Origin of the sequence: Shewanella youngdeokensis (assembly GCF_033180165.1) — a bacterium.
Taxonomy (GTDB): Bacteria; Pseudomonadota; Gammaproteobacteria; order Enterobacterales; family Shewanellaceae; genus Shewanella; species Shewanella youngdeokensis.
The window spans coordinates 2269382-2285649 of record NZ_CP136522.1 but is presented as its reverse complement, the minus strand read 5'-3'; the positions used below and the strand labels follow the sequence as shown (position 1 = coordinate 2285649).

The following is a 16268-nucleotide window of genomic DNA, read 5'->3' as shown; positions in this document are numbered from 1 at the left end:
ATTGATCCAGATTACAAGATGAACTCTTTAACTATCCGGTTAAAAATGCTTGGTTTTTGAGCATGTAACCAGTGGCCTGTGCCTTCAATGGTTTTCGCTTTTACGTTAGGAAACAACTTTATTATAGTGCTTCGGTGCTCTGTTGTTACATAATCAGAGTCTGCACCACGGATAAACAGACAAGGCCCTTGATAGTTATGTGTAAATACAGGCCAACTAATAATGTTTGTATAACTTTGTCTTATTGCAGCTAAATTTAGTTTCCATTCAAAACCGTTATCCCCACGTTTTAACGATTTGAGTAAAAACTGTGCAGTGCCGTCATCAATGCCAAGTTTTTGCATATGTGTCAGTGCTTCACGACGATTTGTAAGGTTAGATAAAGGCAGTGTTTCCAGAGCATTAAAGACTTTATCGTGGCGACTGTTATAGCAGACAGGAGCGATGTCTGCGACGACTAAATGGCTCACTCGCGCTGGGTATAATAGTGCTGTCGCCATTGCAATTTTTCCGCCCATGGAGTGACCAACAATGCTGGCTTGCTCAATTTGTAGGGCATCAAGCAACGAAATAATGTCAGCGGCCAGATTTGGGTAAGTCATATTGGCGATTCGAGGACTATTACCGTGGTTGGCAACATCAACTCTAATGACAGTAAATGAATCTTCCAGTGTTTTTGACAGTAATTTTAGATTATCAAGATCGCCAAATAGTCCATGGATCAAAATGACCACTGGTCCATTGCCACTTTTTACGTAGTTCATTGCCATTGCCAATAATAGTACTCTTTGTACATTATAGTGCCTTGATTGCGGTGGCATGCCAAGTAACGGGGTTGAACTAATGATGGGTTGTTGAAATTTTAATCGCTTAGTGTGTCTTTAATCGCCGCTTTCCTAAATTGATCGCAATTTTAAATTATTGATGCTTTATCAAGGCTCTAAACCTCGTTACACTGAGAACATTATTCGGGGCTGTAGTTGCATTTATTACAGATACAAATAACACCGATCCCAGTTTTATCAGTAAGGAAAATACCAGCTATGAAATATATCGAGGTTGATGAAGAGCTTTATCGCCACATTGCCAGCAAAACAGAACGTATTGGTGAAAGCGCTTCTGATATTTTACGTCGAATATTAGGACTGCCCGTTGACTCTATTATGCTCGATGAGCCAGAAACAATAAGTCACCCTAGTCTCGAGATTGCTGAAAAAAAACCTTACGTTAAAAAAGAGAAAAAACCAGTTGTTGCACCCATCACTGACTTTATCGACAGCATTGATGCTGAGCAGTTAGCAACACAAAAAGGCGCTGTGGGTCGATTTTTATTTATTCTTGATATCGTTTACCAAATTTCAAATAAACCATTTGAGCAAGTATTACAGATCCAAGGTCGTGACCGTTTGTATTTTGCTACATCTAAAGAGGCGTTACTTAAAGCCAGTAAATCAGCTAACCCTAAAGAGATCGGTAACAGTGGTTATTGGGTAACGACAAACAATAACACTGCTAAAAAAAGAGCTATCCTTTCTGAAGTATTAACTCAATTTGGTACCGATGAAGAGCAAGTTATCGAAATTATCGCTAAAGTTTAAGTAGGCGACCAAATAGAACTAAAGGAGCTAGTTTTGGCTATACATGATAGAGCAGGGCATGTGGCGCAACAAAAGGACTTGGTCAATGTTGCAAAATTGATCAGTCTTTATTACCGGTTGAGTCCAAATGTTAGCGAACCGACTCAGCAGGTTACTTTTGGCACCTCTGGCCACCGTGGTAGCGCATCTAAACAAAGTTTTAATGAAGCACATATTTTAGCTATTGCACAAGCGGTAGCAGATTATCGAAAACAAGCAGGGATCAGCGGAAAATTAATACTTGGCATTGATACCCATGCGTTGTCTCAACCCGCTGCGATCTCAGTGATTGAAGTTCTTGTTGCTAATCAGGTTCATGTTGTTGTACATGCAAATGAAGGCTATACACCTACGCCGGTTGTTTCACACGCCATTGTCTGTGCCAATGCAGAAATAGGCGATGGTGCTTTAGTCGATGGCCTAATTGTTACACCATCACATAACCCTCCCCAAGATGGCGGCATAAAATATAATCCACCCCATGGCGGCCCTGCAGAAGGTGACATTACTCAATGGATCCAAAATAAGGCCAATCAGTATTTAGCCGATAATCTTCTAGGCGTAAAAAGAATTGGTTACACACAGGCACTACAAACCGAATACGTTGTAGAGCAAGATTTAATCACGCCTTATGTTAATGACTTAAGAAACGTGATTAATTTAGAAGCTATCGCGAATGCTAAATTACGCCTAGGCGTTGATCCTCTGGGTGGCTCGGGTATTCATTATTGGCAGCCAATTGCTGATAAATATGGTTTAAATATCAGCATCGTAAATAACAAGGTCGACCCTAGCTTTAGTTTTATGCCATTAGATAAAGATGGCAAAATCCGTATGGACTGTTCATCTCCCTATGCAATGGCAGGATTATTGACCCATAAAGACCAATATGATTTGTGTTTTGGTAATGATCCTGACTTTGACCGCCACGGTATTGTTTGCCCTGGTAGCGGCTTAATGAATCCAAATCATTTTTTAGCTGTTGCGATCGATTATCTGATTACGCACCGTCCAAACTGGACTGAATCCATGCTGATAGGTAAAACGTTAGTATCGAGCGCCATGATAGATAAAGTCTGTGCCATGCATAATAAAGCCATGTCTGAAGTCCCTGTTGGCTTCAAGTGGTTTGTTGATGGCTTAGCCAACAGCACTTTTGCATTTGGTGGTGAAGAAAGCGCTGGCGCGGCATTTTTACGACTTGATGGCAGTACTTGGTGTACCGACAAAGACGGGTTTATTTTGTGTTTGTTAGCAGCAGAAATTTTAGCTGTTACTGGTAAAACACCACAACAGCGCTACCTTGAGTTAGAAAAAGAATTTGGCCAAAGTTTCTATCAGCGTATCGATAGCCCGATTAGTCTTGAAAACAAAGCTAAGTTTGCTGAAATATCAGTAGACTCAATATCAGCCACAGAGTTAGCGGGTGATGTTATTACCCAAAAGCTAACCCATGCTCCGGGTAATGGCGCATCGATTGGCGGTATTAAAGTGGTTACGGAAAACGGGTGGTTTGCTGCTAGACCGTCTGGTACCGAAGCCTTGTTTAAGCTTTATGGTGAGAGCTTTGTAAGTCAGTCACATTTACAACGGTTACTCAGTGATGCTCAAATGATGGTTGAACAAGCTTTACAACATTAATCATTCAAAAAAAGCGCCGTCATGGCGCTTTTTTTATATCCATAAAATACAGCACTTAAAAGCTGATGTGGCAGCTGGGAAGATTATTTTTAGCTAAATAATCTTGGTGGTACTCTTCAGCCTCGTGAAATGTTCCTGTTTCTACGATTTGTGTGACGATGGGTTTATCGCCCCATTTTTTACTGTTAATTAAGGCTTGTTTGGCTGTTTGAGCTAATAGCTGTTGTTGTGGGGTATGGTAAAAAACACAGCTACGATACTGACTACCAACATCTTCACCTTGCTGGTTTAACGTTGTTGGGTTGTGGTTTTTCCAAAAGATACTTAATAAGGTTTCGTAAGCGACGACATTGGGATCATATTCCACCTGAACTACTTCAGCATGGCCAGTATTACCCGTTTTAACCTCTGCATACGTTGTAAATTGATCTTGGCCACCCATATAACCACAAATACAATTACTCACGCCTTCAACCTGTTTGAAAAAATATTCAACTCCCCAAAAACAACCTGCACCAAATGTTGCGTATGCCATGTTGGCTCCTTATAAATGTAGACGTTTGGATGGCTAGATGTCTTTATTCTGTTGTATGTTTATAAACAATGCAAGTACATTTTTAATTCGGTTGACTGGTTGTTGGGGGAAAGTAGGTGATTGGTTGCCTAAAGTTGAATGTTTTCATGCTAATATCTGTCGCAATATCAGCTTTGAGTTGATTTTGAACTCCATCAAAATGGCTTTTAGCGAACGGACTAGCACCAAAAGGAGTCGTTTGTGTTGCAACAACTAAAGCAGTCTAATGATTTTTTAGCGTTTACCCTCTCGCATCCACAATACTTGCCAGAAAGCTTTGCTTTTGATCTCGGTGAGCACACACATGTTGAAGTGTGGGACACTGGCGTGATTGTGTTTGAACCCCTACAAGCAAAGCACTGTACCGATATCATTTTGTCATGTGCAGTACACGGTAACGAAACTGCACCAATTGAGCTTTGTAATGCATTAATGACTGAGATTTTGTCTCAACAGTTACTGATTAAAGAGCGTGTTATGTTCTTGATCGGTAACCCGGCTGCCATCCATAACGGTTCCCGTTTTATTGATGAGAACCTTAACCGATTATTTAATGGAGCCCATTCGCGTGATGAAGGGCTTTGTAACCCAGAGCGAGTAAGAGCACATAAGTTGGAACAATACGTCGACCGTTTTTATACTGCCCATACCAAGCATCGACACCGTATCCATTACGACCTTCATACGGCTATTCGTGGCTCAAAGCATGAAAAATTTGCGATTTACCCATATCGACCTGGCCGTAAATACAGTAAACAACAGATTATGTTTCTCGAGTCTTGTGGCATAAACACCATTTTATTCCACCATGAACCTACAACGACATTCAGTTATTTTTCATCGGAAAATTATCAAGCAGACGCTTTTACTATTGAGCTAGGTAAAGTATTTCCGATGGGACAAAATGACATGACTCGCTTTATAGCATTGAAGGCGTCATTAACATTATTAATGACGGGTAAAGATCTACAATTACCCGAATTTGATTTAAAAAGGTTAAACCTCTACCAAGTTTGCCGTTCAATAAATAAACATTTTGATGATTTTGAATTTAATTTTACTAACGATGTCGAAAACTTTACTGCATTTCCCCAAGGTTACACATTAGCCATGGAAGGTGGGCAGCCAGTTAAAATTCAACATGCTTCAGAGTCTATTGTGTTTCCAAATGCCAAAGTGCCGGTGGGCCAACGCACAGTACTTATGTTAACTGCGGCAGATGATAGCAATCTGGCTTGATTTAAAACGTAAATATTAACGTTGTAAACCAATATATACATGCTCCAAGTCGCATAGTTGCTGTCAAAATGTTAGCAAGTGTTGAGTGTTAGTTTACGTTAACGTAATGTTCTTTCCGCGTATAAAAAATATAAAAATGCTGCAGCCAACATGTTCAGCAATAACAACAAGAGCACCTTATGAGTAACGCAACAACAAATGCAGAAACTGTCCATCGGGTCAGCTTTTTAGATAAAGATGCTGTCGCGATCCCCATTTTAAAAATCTTACAGGCAGACGGCACCGTTTATGACAGTGCGATACTGCCTAATATTGATGAAGTATTAGCGAGTAAAATACATGATACATGTGTTTTTACCCGTGTACTTGATGAACGGATGCTCGGTGCCCAGCGCCAAGGTCGAATAAGCTTTTATATGACCTGCACCGGGGAAGAAGCCTCCATCATTGGCAGCACTGCTGCACTTGACGATGGAGATGTTATTTTAGCTCAATATCGTGAGCACGCAGCAATTCGTTACCGTGGTTTTACGACTGAGCAATTTATGAATCAGTTATTTAGTAATGAAAAAGATTTGGGTAAAGGGCGTCAGATGCCGATCCATTATGGTAGTGAAGCATTAAATTACCAAACAATTTCATCACCGCTAGCCACTCAAATCCCCCAAGCTACCGGCGTGGCATACAGCTTAAAAATTCAAAAAAAGCGTAATATTGCTATTTGCTACTTTGGTGACGGTGCTGCCTCTGAAGGTGATTTCCACGCAGGGTTGAATATGGCGGCGGTATTAAATACACCGGTGATATTCTTTTGCCGTAACAATGGCTACGCCATCTCAACGCCAACAGAAGAGCAGTTTGCGGGGAACGGTATTGCCAGTCGTGGCCCAGGTTACGGAATACACACGATTCGTGTTGATGGTAATGACATGCTTGCTGTTTTAGCAGCCACTCAACAAGCTCGTGCATACGCGCTAGATAATAACGCACCAGTATTGATTGAAGCCATGACATATCGCCTTGGCGCGCATTCTTCTTCAGATGATCCGTCTGGTTATCGCTCAAAAGATGAAGAAGAAAAATGGCAACTGCATGATCCCGTTAAACGCTTCAAGCTGTGGATGATTAATAAAGGTTGGCTTAATGAAAGCCAAGATGCTGCGCTGTTTGAAAAATATCGCGAAGAAGTACTCGCTGCACTAAAAGTGGCAGAAAAAATTCCACTACCGCATTTAGACGAACTTATAGAAGATGTCTACGACAAACCAACGCCTTTGCTAGAAAAGCAACTGACAGAACTTAAAGCGCATATTAAAAAATATCCAAAAGCTTACCCTAAAAGCGCAGGGAGAATATAACAATGGCACAGATGAATATGTTGCAAGCCATTAACGAAGCCCTAAGCTCAGAAATGGAAGCAGATCCTAAAATGTTGGTGTTTGGTGAAGACGTCGGCCACTTCGGCGGTGTTTTTAGAGCCACATCCGGCTTACAAGAAAAATTTGGTCATGACCGTTGCTTTAATACCCCTCTTACAGAGCAGGGCATTGCAGGCTTTGCCAATGGGTTAGCCTCTAATGGCATGACCGCTGTGGCTGAAATACAGTTCGCAGATTATATCTTTCCTGCTATTGACCAAATCGTCAACGAAAGTGCCAAGTTTAGATACCGTAGTGGTGATCAATTTGATGTCGGCGGCTTAACGTTCCGTACTCCTTATGGTGGCGGTATAGCTGGCGGTCATTATCACTCACAGTCACCTGAAGCCTACTTTACTCAAACGCCAGGGTTAAAGGTGGTTATTCCACGTAACCCTGAACAAGCAAAAGGGCTATTGATAGCCTCTATTCGCGATAAAAATCCGGTCATTTTCTTTGAACCTAAACGTTTGTACCGTGCCTCTGTTGGTGACGTTAGAGACGGCGAGCTTGATATTGAACTGGGTAAAGCAGAGGTGATCCGTAAGGGCACCGATATTACGTTGTTAGGCTGGGGCGCACAGATGGAGATCCTAGAGCATGCAGCTGATATGGCAGCTAAAAAAGGGATCTCGTGCGAGGTGATTGATTTACGGACGTTGTCGCCATGGGATGCAGATACTGTAGCTACCTCAGTAAAGAAAACTGGCCGTTTGTTGATTAATCACGAAGCGCCATTGACAGGTGGCTTTGCGGGTGAAATTGCCGCAACGATTCAAGAGCAATGCTTTTTATATTTAGAATCTCCCATCGCTCGAGTATGTGGACTGGATACACCATATCCATTGATCCATGAAAAAGAATATATGCCTGATGCGTTAAAAACATTTGAAGCAATTACAGCATCAGTCAATTTTTAGGAGCCAACCATGATTAAAGAGTTTATCTTGCCGGATATCGGTGAAGGTGTTGTTGAGTGTGAATTAGTAGAATGGTTGGTTCAAGAAGGTGATGTGGTAATAGAAGACCAACCAATCGCTGATGTAATGACTGACAAAGCGTTGGTACAAATACCGGCACCACACGCGGGGATCATTGCTAAATTACATTATGCCAAGGGTGATATTGCCAAAGTGCACGCGCCATTGTATTCAGTAAAAATTAACGATGACGATGCAAGTCCTGTATCTGATGACTCAGCGCCGATGTTAGAAACGGTATCAGCTTCACCTTTTGTGACTACCAAGGTTGAAGAATTTCTATTGCCTGATATTGGTGAGGGCATTGTTGAATGTGAATTAGTTGAGTGGCTAGTCAAAGAGGGTGATATGGTTGTTGAAGATCAGCCCATTGCAGATGTAATGACTGACAAAGCACTCGTGCAAATTCCTGCGATTAAAAACGGCAAAATAGTTAAGTTACATTATCGTAAGGGCCAGTTAGCACAAGTCCATGCTCCATTATTTGCAGTTGAAGTTTCTGTTGAACATAATGAAATACCTTTAGTTGATGAGCCAGTTGAAAACAAGTTTAACTCTCAAGTATCTAATTTATCAGTAGAAAACATTGATAAGCAGTGTGTGAAAAATATTGATACCAATGACACTTTAGCACAAGGTAAAGCACTCGCGAGCCCTGCTGTACGCCGTATGGCTCGTACTTTAGATATTGATATCTCCGCTGTAAAAGGCACGGGAAAACATGGGCGGGTTTATAAAGAAGATATTGAACGTCATCAAGTTCCGGCTGCCACTACGATACCAACTGAATCGACTCAAGCAGTGAATAAAGATGTATCGCAAGGATCTAACAGCCTTAACGCAGCAACAGTCAGTGACACCGTTGTGCCAATTAAAGGCGTGCGTGCCGTGATGGCGAAAATGATGACTGAATCAGTCAACACTATTCCGCACTTCACCTATTGTGAAGAGTTCGATTTAACGGAATTAATTGCGCTGCGCGAAGCGATGAAGAAAAAGCATTCAACAGATGAATTAAAGCTCACGATGATGCCGTTTTTCATGAAGTCGTTATCGCTAGCTTTAAAACAATTTCCCGATCTAAACAGCCGCGTCAATGCTGATTGCACTGAGCAAACTCTGTTATCAAGTCATAATATTGGTATGGCGGTTGATTCTAAAGTTGGCTTGCTCGTACCGAATGTGAAAGACGTGCAAAGTAAGTCAATATTAGCCATTGCAGCTGATATTACTCGCTTAACTGCTGCGGCACGAAGTGGACGTGTGCTTCCGGCCGATCTAAAAGGTGGAACGATTTCCATCTCTAATATAGGTGCATTGGGCGGCACAGTTGCTACGCCAATTATCAATAAACCAGAAGTGGCTATTGTTGCTTTAGGCAAGGTACAAGTTTTGCCAAGGTTTAATGCCGATGGTGTTGTTGAAGCGCGAAAAATCATGCAGGTGAGCTGGTCTGGTGATCACCGCGTCATTGATGGCGGTACTATTGCGCGTTTTTGTAATTTATGGAAACTGTACCTTGAACAACCACAAGAAATGCTACTGGCAATGCAATAAGCATTAACCCAATAGTGAATTGAATAAAGGCGCTGATTAAAGCGCCTTTATTGTATTTCCTTCCGTTTAACCAGTTTTAAAGTTGTTAACTTTTCAGTATAATTTCGCGAATCAGTCATTGTCTTTGGTTTTAGTATGAGCGTGTCAGCCCCAATTATAGAAAGTATTGACTATCCATTTCCGCCTAAGCCTGTTTTGTTGTCTGAAATCGAGAAGGCTCAATCAAAAGCGCGAATTAAGCAGTTACTAAAAGAACGCAATGCGGTACTTGTTGCCCATTATTATACCGACCCTGAAATTCAAGCATTAGCTGAAGAAACGGGCGGCTGTGTGTCAGATTCGTTAGAAATGGCCCGTTTTGGCCGTGATCATCCAGCACAAACATTAATTGTTGCTGGGGTTAAGTTTATGGGGGAAACCTCTAAAATATTGAGCCCTGAAAAAACAGTTTTGATGCCGACGCTCGAGGCGACATGCTCGCTTGATATTGGCTGTCCTATCGATACCTTCAGCAAGTTTTGTGACGAGCACCCTGACCATACTGTCGTGGTTTACGCTAATACTTCAGCAGCAGTTAAAGCTCGGGCGGACTGGGTCGTGACCTCTAGTATAGCGCTTGAAATTGTGGAACATTTAGACAGCGAAGGTAAGAAAATTATTTGGGGGCCAGATCGCCATCTAGGCAGCTATATTGCTAAAGAAACAGGCGCTGAAATGTTGATGTGGCAGGGTGATTGTATTGTCCACGATGAGTTTAAAGCTAGGGCTTTAACTGAGCTTAAAAAGCAACACCCTACAGCTGCTGTGTTAGTGCATCCAGAATCTCCAGCAAGTGTTGTAGCATTAGCCGATGCTGTCGGTTCTACAAGTCAGTTGATCAAAGCTGCGCAATCGATGGATAACGATAAATTTATTGTGGCTACTGATAGAGGCATTTTTTATAAGATGCAGCAAGCTGCACCTGATAAAACGTTGATTGAAGCCCCTACGGGTGGTAATGGTGCAACTTGTAAAAGCTGTGCTCATTGTCCTTGGATGGCTATGAATGGCTTAACAGCGATTGAAAGCGCGTTGGAGCAGGGCAGCGATCAACAACACGAAATATTTGTTGACGATGCACTTCGGTTAGACGCATTAAAACCACTTGATAGAATGTTGGATTTTGCTAAAACATTGCATATGACAGTAAAGGGCAATGCGTAAAACTGGATATTAACTTTAAAAGGCCTGCTATTGCAGGCTTTTTTTGTACCTAAATTTAGGTGCTTGCTGATATCTAGCATGATCTGTTGCTAAGATAACCTGTTCAGCACCAAGTTGTTAGTAAAGCAACATCACTTTGGTTGTTTGCTGCTTAACTTCATTTAGCCGCTTTAATGCAGCACAAATTTTTACGCTAAAGCTGAGTAGTATTGGTAGATAAAATACGATGTAAATTGAATTAAAATCAAACAAATAGACGTAATTTGGTTGGTAAGTGTTCAAACACTTATCCACACGTTTATTTGGCTTGACGTAGTTGCGGCTTTTGCGTAAAGTACGGCTCCGTTGGCAACGTAAGCTTTGTTGCTGATAAGTGTTGATTATTCACTATAAACAATCAATTGGTGAGCTGGCTGAGTGGCTGAAGGCGCACGCCTGGAAAGTGTGTTTAGGTTTACCCCTAACGAGAGTTCGAATCTCTCGCTCACCGCCATATATAGAAAAGCCCGTTATCGAAAGATAACGGGCTTTTTGCTGTGTAAAATTTATGGCGTATATACTAAATTAACCAGCCAAGCTTTGGTTTATCTGTGTGGTATAGGCTCCTATGTATTGTTTGTTCCCATAAGTTAACTGCAAGCATTAGTAATTAAAAAACTTTCGTTGCTCTTTACCCGCAGCATTAGAGTTAACCTTGTTAGGGTGCTTATATTCCTTCCAGCAGGCAACTTGGCGGCCACGGTTTAAGTGTGGGAAAGACAGCTTGGTTGCAATGTCATTTTCTGGAATTAGGTCTGCTAGTTGTTTTGTACTTTGTGCTTGTTTAAGCCGTTTGGTAATTAACGTATCGGTATTTAAAAATGTCAGTAATTGCTTTAACGAGTTTTGCTGACTGATATCGATACAAAGTAAATCATGTCGGCCTTCAAAGTATTTGAGTACTGCTTGTTTATGCTCTTGATAACATTGGATCAGATGGCCGTGATCATCTGGTGCGGCGGTAGTAGATAGTTTAAAAACAGTATTAAAGGTGCGTTTTAACACAGGGTTGAATATGCCTGTTTCAAGGTCAAGATTAGCCTGCATTTTGTTGATCAGCATCTGCATCGAGGGAACCCACCGAGAAAGCTCTCGCTCTAAATAGACAAATTTAGAGTTGGGGAATAAGCGATCTAATTGTTGATAATCGCAAAAGCAAGGGGAGTCAGATATAACATCGGCTAACTCGAAGGCTCGTTTGGTATATGCGGTGTGCGCGACTTTAAAACCATAGTCTAATAGGGCCACGCTAATGCTCGTTGTGCCTGTTCGGGGTAAACCAATGATGAAAACTTTATTCATGATCTTGAGGCCAATTGCATGTGTTTCCCCTAGTTGTTGTCGGCAAGCCTTACTGATTTCATATTTATAGTAACGGGCTAAACAACGAAAATATTCGTTCGATTACTCGGTGTATAAAAGGTCGTTGTTGCCATACATTTGGACAAACGCTGTCAGAGTTAGCAATATAAGACTGCTGGAGCTGTTGTAGATCTTGAGTAAATTTGAGGTCGTCAACGGCTAAAGTTACCTCAAAATTAAGCCACAGGCTGCGCATATCAAGGTTTACAGTACCAACTAAGCAATGGTTATCATCAATCATTACAGATTTAGTATGTAACAAGCCACCTTTAAAGCGGTGTATGTTAACCCCCGCGTCCAGTAATTCTGAGAAAAAAGAGCGACTAGCCCATTCGACCATCAAGGAATCATTTTTATCCGGTATGATGATATGCACAGCAACATTTCGCTGCGCGGCAATAACCAAGGCTAACTGTAAGTTTTCACTTGGCACAAAATAGGGCGTTGTAATAACAATGCTCTTATGGGCTTGGTAAATACACTGTAAAAGTACACGGTGGATCACCTCCTCACGCATGCCCGGCCCAGAGGGGATAACCTGTACTAAATCGATAATATCATCATTTTTATGCGATAAGCATTTCGGTAAGTCGGGCAATAAACGTTCATTGGTTTCAACTTCCCAGTCCCAAGCATAAATACTATTGAGTACAGGGACAGTAGTGCCTGTAATACGTACCATTACATCTACCCATTCGCCTACACCGGCAGTTCGATTAAAGAACTTGGTGTCAACAAGATTCATTGAGCCTGTGTACGCGACTGTATTGTCTATTACCACAATTTTTCGGTGTAACCTTAAGTCTAAACGTCTAAACAGCATTCGTAACGGAGCAACCTCAAGAGCTTTAACGACAACAACGCCTGCTTTTTGTAACCGGCTGGGCCATTGGCTTTTGAAAAAGGTGCGACTGCCTGCTGCATCGAGTAATAACCTTACGCTAACACCATTTTTAGCTTTGTTTATGAGTGCTTGGGCAACATCATCTGCTTTACCGCCAGGGTGCCAAATGTAGAATTCGAGGTGAATGGAAATTTGAGCATTATTTATGTCATTGATTAAGTTGCTTAAAATGTCATTTGGCTGTTTTAGTAGCGTTAATTGGTTATCTGCGAGTGCAGGGATCCCTAACTGCTTCTCGGCAATTGCACTAATGGATTGGCCATGATAACTGGATAATTGAGGCACGTATTGGCGCATCTGATACAAATTAGATAACCACTGCTCATAAGGGGCAAACATTTGTTGCCCTCGTGCGGCTCTTTTTTTGCCTAAATTTAACTCACCAAATAATAAGTAAGCAAATACCCCGCCTAATGGCACAATATAGATAATCATCAACCATGCAAGTGATACACTAATGGCTTGTCGCTTTATTACCACACGAATACTCACAGCAGCGATCACCAACCAAGAAACAAAAACACTTGCAACGGTAAACACTTGGTAAAACTGATCTATATTTTCTTTAATGATGAACACCTTAACTACACTTAAATAAACTTTGAGATTGAATATATAATGCCATTACGTATAACGGTGAATCATTATGCCGCAATAGATAAAAAGCTATTATAATGAAAAGATTACTGTAAATCTAAGTTGAAAGCTGAATTATTAATTATGATTAAAATCTTGGTTAAACTTATCCTGTTTTTAATGTTGGTGGTAGGTGCGTCTTCATTTTATATCTACCACAACACTGATATACCAAGCGAAGATACACTATTATCGAGCTCTGTAAACACAGATCCTGCAGAGCAATGTATCAATATTGCTGAGCCGACTCCAATAGATCGACATGGTAATTTAGATATTGCAACCTGGAATATCTATAAACAGACAAAAGATGATTGGCTCAGCGTATTAACCACGTTGACTGACCGTACAGAATTACTTTTGTTACAGGAAGTAAGTCAATCTGTTGAGTTAACCCAGCAACTTGAAATATTGAAAGAAGCATGGGTGCTTAGCAAAGCGTTTGTGTATGAAGGTGAGCCAATAGGTGTAATGAACATATCTGCGGGCTACCCCATTAGTTCTTGTTCATATCGACTAGCCGAGCCGTTGATTAAATACCCTAAATCACTATTAATTTCTCACTATTTATTGTCAGACTCGAGCCAATTATTGGTGATTAACATTCATAGTGTAAATTTTACGCTCGGTCTTAAAGCGTACCGCCAGCAATTAGAGATAGTAGCCACAGCCATGAATAGCCATACAGGGCCAATTATATTGGCGGGTGATTTAAATACTTGGAGTCAAGAGCGCTTAAGCTATATACAAGAGCTTGTGAAACAAGCCGGTTTGACAGAAGCCATACCAAAAGATGATTCACGCACCACATTTATGGGTAGTCCGCTTGACCATATTTTTTATCGAGAACTGCAATTAGTTAATACAGAATCGATTGTTACTGATAGCTCAGATCACAACCCAGTAAAGGCGTATTTCAGATTACAGCGAAAACGCCCACAATAATTCAGACAATTACCACAGGAAAAAGCATGAACAACGCGCACGCGTTATTAAAACAGTATTTTGGATTTGATTCCTTCAGAGCCGGCCAACAAGAGGTGATTAGCACCATAATTGCTGGCAGCAGTGCAGCAGCTATTTTTCCGACAGGTTCAGGTAAGTCACTTTGTTATCAGCTTCCGGCCATAGCATTGCCGCATTTAACATTAGTTGTATCGCCCTTATTAGCTTTAATGCAAGATCAATTAGCATTTTTAGCCTCCCGTGGTATTGCTGCTGCATCAATTGATTCTACGCAAACACCAGAACAAGCCGCTGCCGTATTAGATGGTGTTAGTGACGGTAGTATCAAAATATTGATGATTTCAGTCGAGCGGCTCAATAATGAACGTTTCCGCCGGTTTATCGGTGGGATTGATATATCATTATTAGTGGTAGACGAAGCGCATTGTATTTCAGAATGGGGCCACAATTTTAGACCTGATTACCTCAAACTACCGAGTTATCAACAAGCACTTAATATCCCGCAAGTATTATTATTGACCGCAACGGCTACAGCTAAAGTGATTGAGGACATGGGCCGCAAATTTAACATTGCCCCTGCTGATATAACTCTTACTGGATTTTACCGGCCAAATTTAGATATCGGCGCTGTTGGGATAAAAGAGCAAGATAAGCAGCAGTACTTAGCGCAATGGTTAACGGCACAGCAGCAGTCAAGTGGCATTGTTTATGTGACATTACAAAAAACAGCAGAGGTCATTGCAAGTTATTTGCAGTCGCAAGGTTACAAAGCGCTTGCGTATCATGCTGGGTTAGATAACGACCGTCGCAGCGCCATTCAGGCTCAGTTTATGCGTGGTGAAGTGCCGATTATCGTTGCGACTATTGCATTTGGAATGGGGATAGATAAAAGCGATATTCGTTTCGTTGTTCATTATGATCTGCCCAAATCAATTGAGAACTATGCCCAAGAGATAGGGCGAGCAGGACGAGATGCACAGCAGTCGCAATGTCTGGTATTGGCAAATAAAGATAACTTAAATGTATTAGAGAATTTTGTATTTGGAGACACTCCAGAACAGAGCGCCATCGCTAAAGTTATCGGTGAAATACAGTCCGTGTCACAACAGACAAATAGTTGGGAGATGATGCTCAATCAATTATCAACATCGTCGAATATAAGGCCTCTTAGCTTAAAAACCTTACTAGTTTACTTAGAAATGCAAGGCGCAATAAAACCAAAATTTAGTTACTTTGCTGAATATCGTTATAAATTATTAACTTCTTTGCCAGACATACTTGGTCGGTTTGACCCCGAAAGGCAAAGCTTTGTCAAAGCGATCATTGATACTTCTTCTAAGGCAAAAATTTGGCACAGCGCCGATCTTAATCAATTAGAAACGGTTTACCCCAATAGCCGCGGTCGTGCCATCAAAGCGCTGGATTATTTAGATCAAAAACAATTGATTGAACTGCAAAGTAAGCAATTGACGCAAGTGTTTGACGTATTTGATGAGCCTCTAAATGATAGAGGCTTACCAAGCCGTTTATTTCAACAATTTAAACAAAAAGAGCAAAGTGAAATACAACGGATTAATTTTTTAGTTAGTTTCTTTGGTAGTGATCATTGTTTAAGTTTACAACTTGCACAGTATTTTTCCGACCCCAATGTTTGTTCTCCATGCGGCCATTGTTCTGTATGTCGGCAACAAGTTACAGTATTACCAGAGCCTGCCAATTTAAAGCCGTTGTCCGAGTATGATTTTAATGCCGTCACGCAAGAAGCCGTAGATAAACTTAAAGCTCAAGGTTCTGCAGTGCTGCTAACGCGTTTTTTATGTGGTTTAACCACGCCAGTGTTTACCAAATTAAAACTGAGGCAAGTTAAAGGCTTTGGTTATTTTGAACGTTATCGCTTTCAAGATGTATTGCACTGGGTGGAAAACCACCTGTAACTTCATACCCGCCAAGCAAAGATTAAAGAGCCGCTGGGTTCGCAATGTAGGCTGTGATTGATTAGATTACTGATTGGAATCATCACGGCCTTTTTTTGTGCGTCATTATTACCTGCAATATTAGTGATTTGTGTTTTACGCTTTGTTTTCGCATCTTGTGTAACAAAGGTTTTCTAGT

At 41.1% G+C, this 16268-nt stretch carries 13 protein-coding genes and 1 tRNA gene; 10 read left to right on the top strand and 4 right to left on the bottom strand.

Annotated features, from left to right (window positions below):
- Positions 1-11 precede the first annotated feature (11 nt).
- A complete protein-coding gene (locus RGE70_RS09795; protein ID WP_310471274.1) occupies positions 12-764 on the bottom strand; it encodes an alpha/beta fold hydrolase in 753 nt (250 codons plus the stop codon).
- 279 nt (positions 765-1043) lie between these two features.
- Here RGE70_RS09795 and seqA point away from each other — a divergent pair, with 279 nt between their 5' ends.
- Positions 1044-1598, top strand: coding sequence for a replication initiation negative regulator SeqA (seqA, locus tag RGE70_RS09790; protein WP_310471273.1), 555 nt, complete (start codon positions 1044-1046; stop codon positions 1596-1598).
- A 33-nt stretch (positions 1599-1631) separates the two neighbouring features.
- Positions 1632-3278 (top strand): phosphoglucomutase (alpha-D-glucose-1,6-bisphosphate-dependent), encoded by a 1647-nt coding sequence (gene pgm / locus RGE70_RS09785; RefSeq protein WP_310471272.1) that lies wholly within the window; start codon positions 1632-1634, stop codon positions 3276-3278.
- A gap of 55 nt (positions 3279-3333) precedes the next feature.
- Here pgm and msrA read toward each other — a convergent pair whose 3' ends face one another.
- Positions 3334-3813, bottom strand: a complete 480-nt coding sequence (gene msrA, locus RGE70_RS09780) for a peptide-methionine (S)-S-oxide reductase MsrA (RefSeq protein WP_310471271.1) — start codon at positions 3811-3813, stop codon at positions 3334-3336.
- Between the two features lie 240 nt (positions 3814-4053).
- Here msrA and astE point away from each other — a divergent pair, with 240 nt between their 5' ends.
- The 6 genes from astE (at position 4054) to RGE70_RS09750 (ending at position 10742) form a co-directional block, all read left to right on the top strand.
- Complete coding sequence (gene astE, locus RGE70_RS09775; protein WP_310471270.1) at positions 4054-5091, top strand: succinylglutamate desuccinylase; 1038 nt, start codon at positions 4054-4056, stop codon at positions 5089-5091.
- Between the two features lie 179 nt (positions 5092-5270).
- Positions 5271-6449 (top strand): thiamine pyrophosphate-dependent dehydrogenase E1 component subunit alpha, encoded by a 1179-nt coding sequence (locus RGE70_RS09770; RefSeq protein WP_310471269.1) that lies wholly within the window; start codon positions 5271-5273, stop codon positions 6447-6449.
- A 2-nt stretch (positions 6450-6451) separates the two neighbouring features.
- Positions 6452-7429, top strand: coding sequence for an alpha-ketoacid dehydrogenase subunit beta (locus RGE70_RS09765; RefSeq protein WP_310471268.1), 978 nt, complete (start codon positions 6452-6454; stop codon positions 7427-7429).
- Between the two features lie 9 nt (positions 7430-7438).
- Complete coding sequence (locus tag RGE70_RS09760) at positions 7439-9046, top strand: dihydrolipoyllysine-residue acetyltransferase (protein WP_310471267.1); 1608 nt, start codon at positions 7439-7441, stop codon at positions 9044-9046.
- Positions 9047-9181: 135 nt separating this feature from the next.
- A complete protein-coding gene (gene nadA, locus RGE70_RS09755; RefSeq protein WP_310471266.1) occupies positions 9182-10249 on the top strand; it encodes a quinolinate synthase NadA in 1068 nt (355 codons plus the stop codon).
- A 403-nt stretch (positions 10250-10652) separates the two neighbouring features.
- A tRNA-Ser gene (locus tag RGE70_RS09750) sits at positions 10653-10742 on the top strand.
- A 149-nt stretch (positions 10743-10891) separates the two neighbouring features.
- On the opposite strand, the gene RGE70_RS09745 is transcribed toward RGE70_RS09750, so the two are convergent.
- A complete protein-coding gene (locus RGE70_RS09745) occupies positions 10892-11590 on the bottom strand; it encodes a sulfotransferase (protein ID WP_310471265.1) in 699 nt (232 codons plus the stop codon).
- A 64-nt stretch (positions 11591-11654) separates the two neighbouring features.
- A complete protein-coding gene (cls, locus tag RGE70_RS09740) occupies positions 11655-13112 on the bottom strand; it encodes a cardiolipin synthase (protein ID WP_310472958.1) in 1458 nt (485 codons plus the stop codon).
- A gap of 162 nt (positions 13113-13274) precedes the next feature.
- Between cls and RGE70_RS09735 the strand changes: the two genes are divergently transcribed.
- The gene (locus RGE70_RS09735; protein ID WP_310471264.1) at positions 13275-14135 is read left to right on the top strand and encodes an endonuclease/exonuclease/phosphatase family protein; all 861 of its coding nucleotides are present in this window, start codon (positions 13275-13277) and stop codon (positions 14133-14135) included.
- A 26-nt stretch (positions 14136-14161) separates the two neighbouring features.
- Positions 14162-16090, top strand: coding sequence for a RecQ family ATP-dependent DNA helicase (locus RGE70_RS09730; RefSeq protein ID WP_310471263.1), 1929 nt, complete (start codon positions 14162-14164; stop codon positions 16088-16090).
- Positions 16091-16268: the final 178 nt, after the last annotated feature.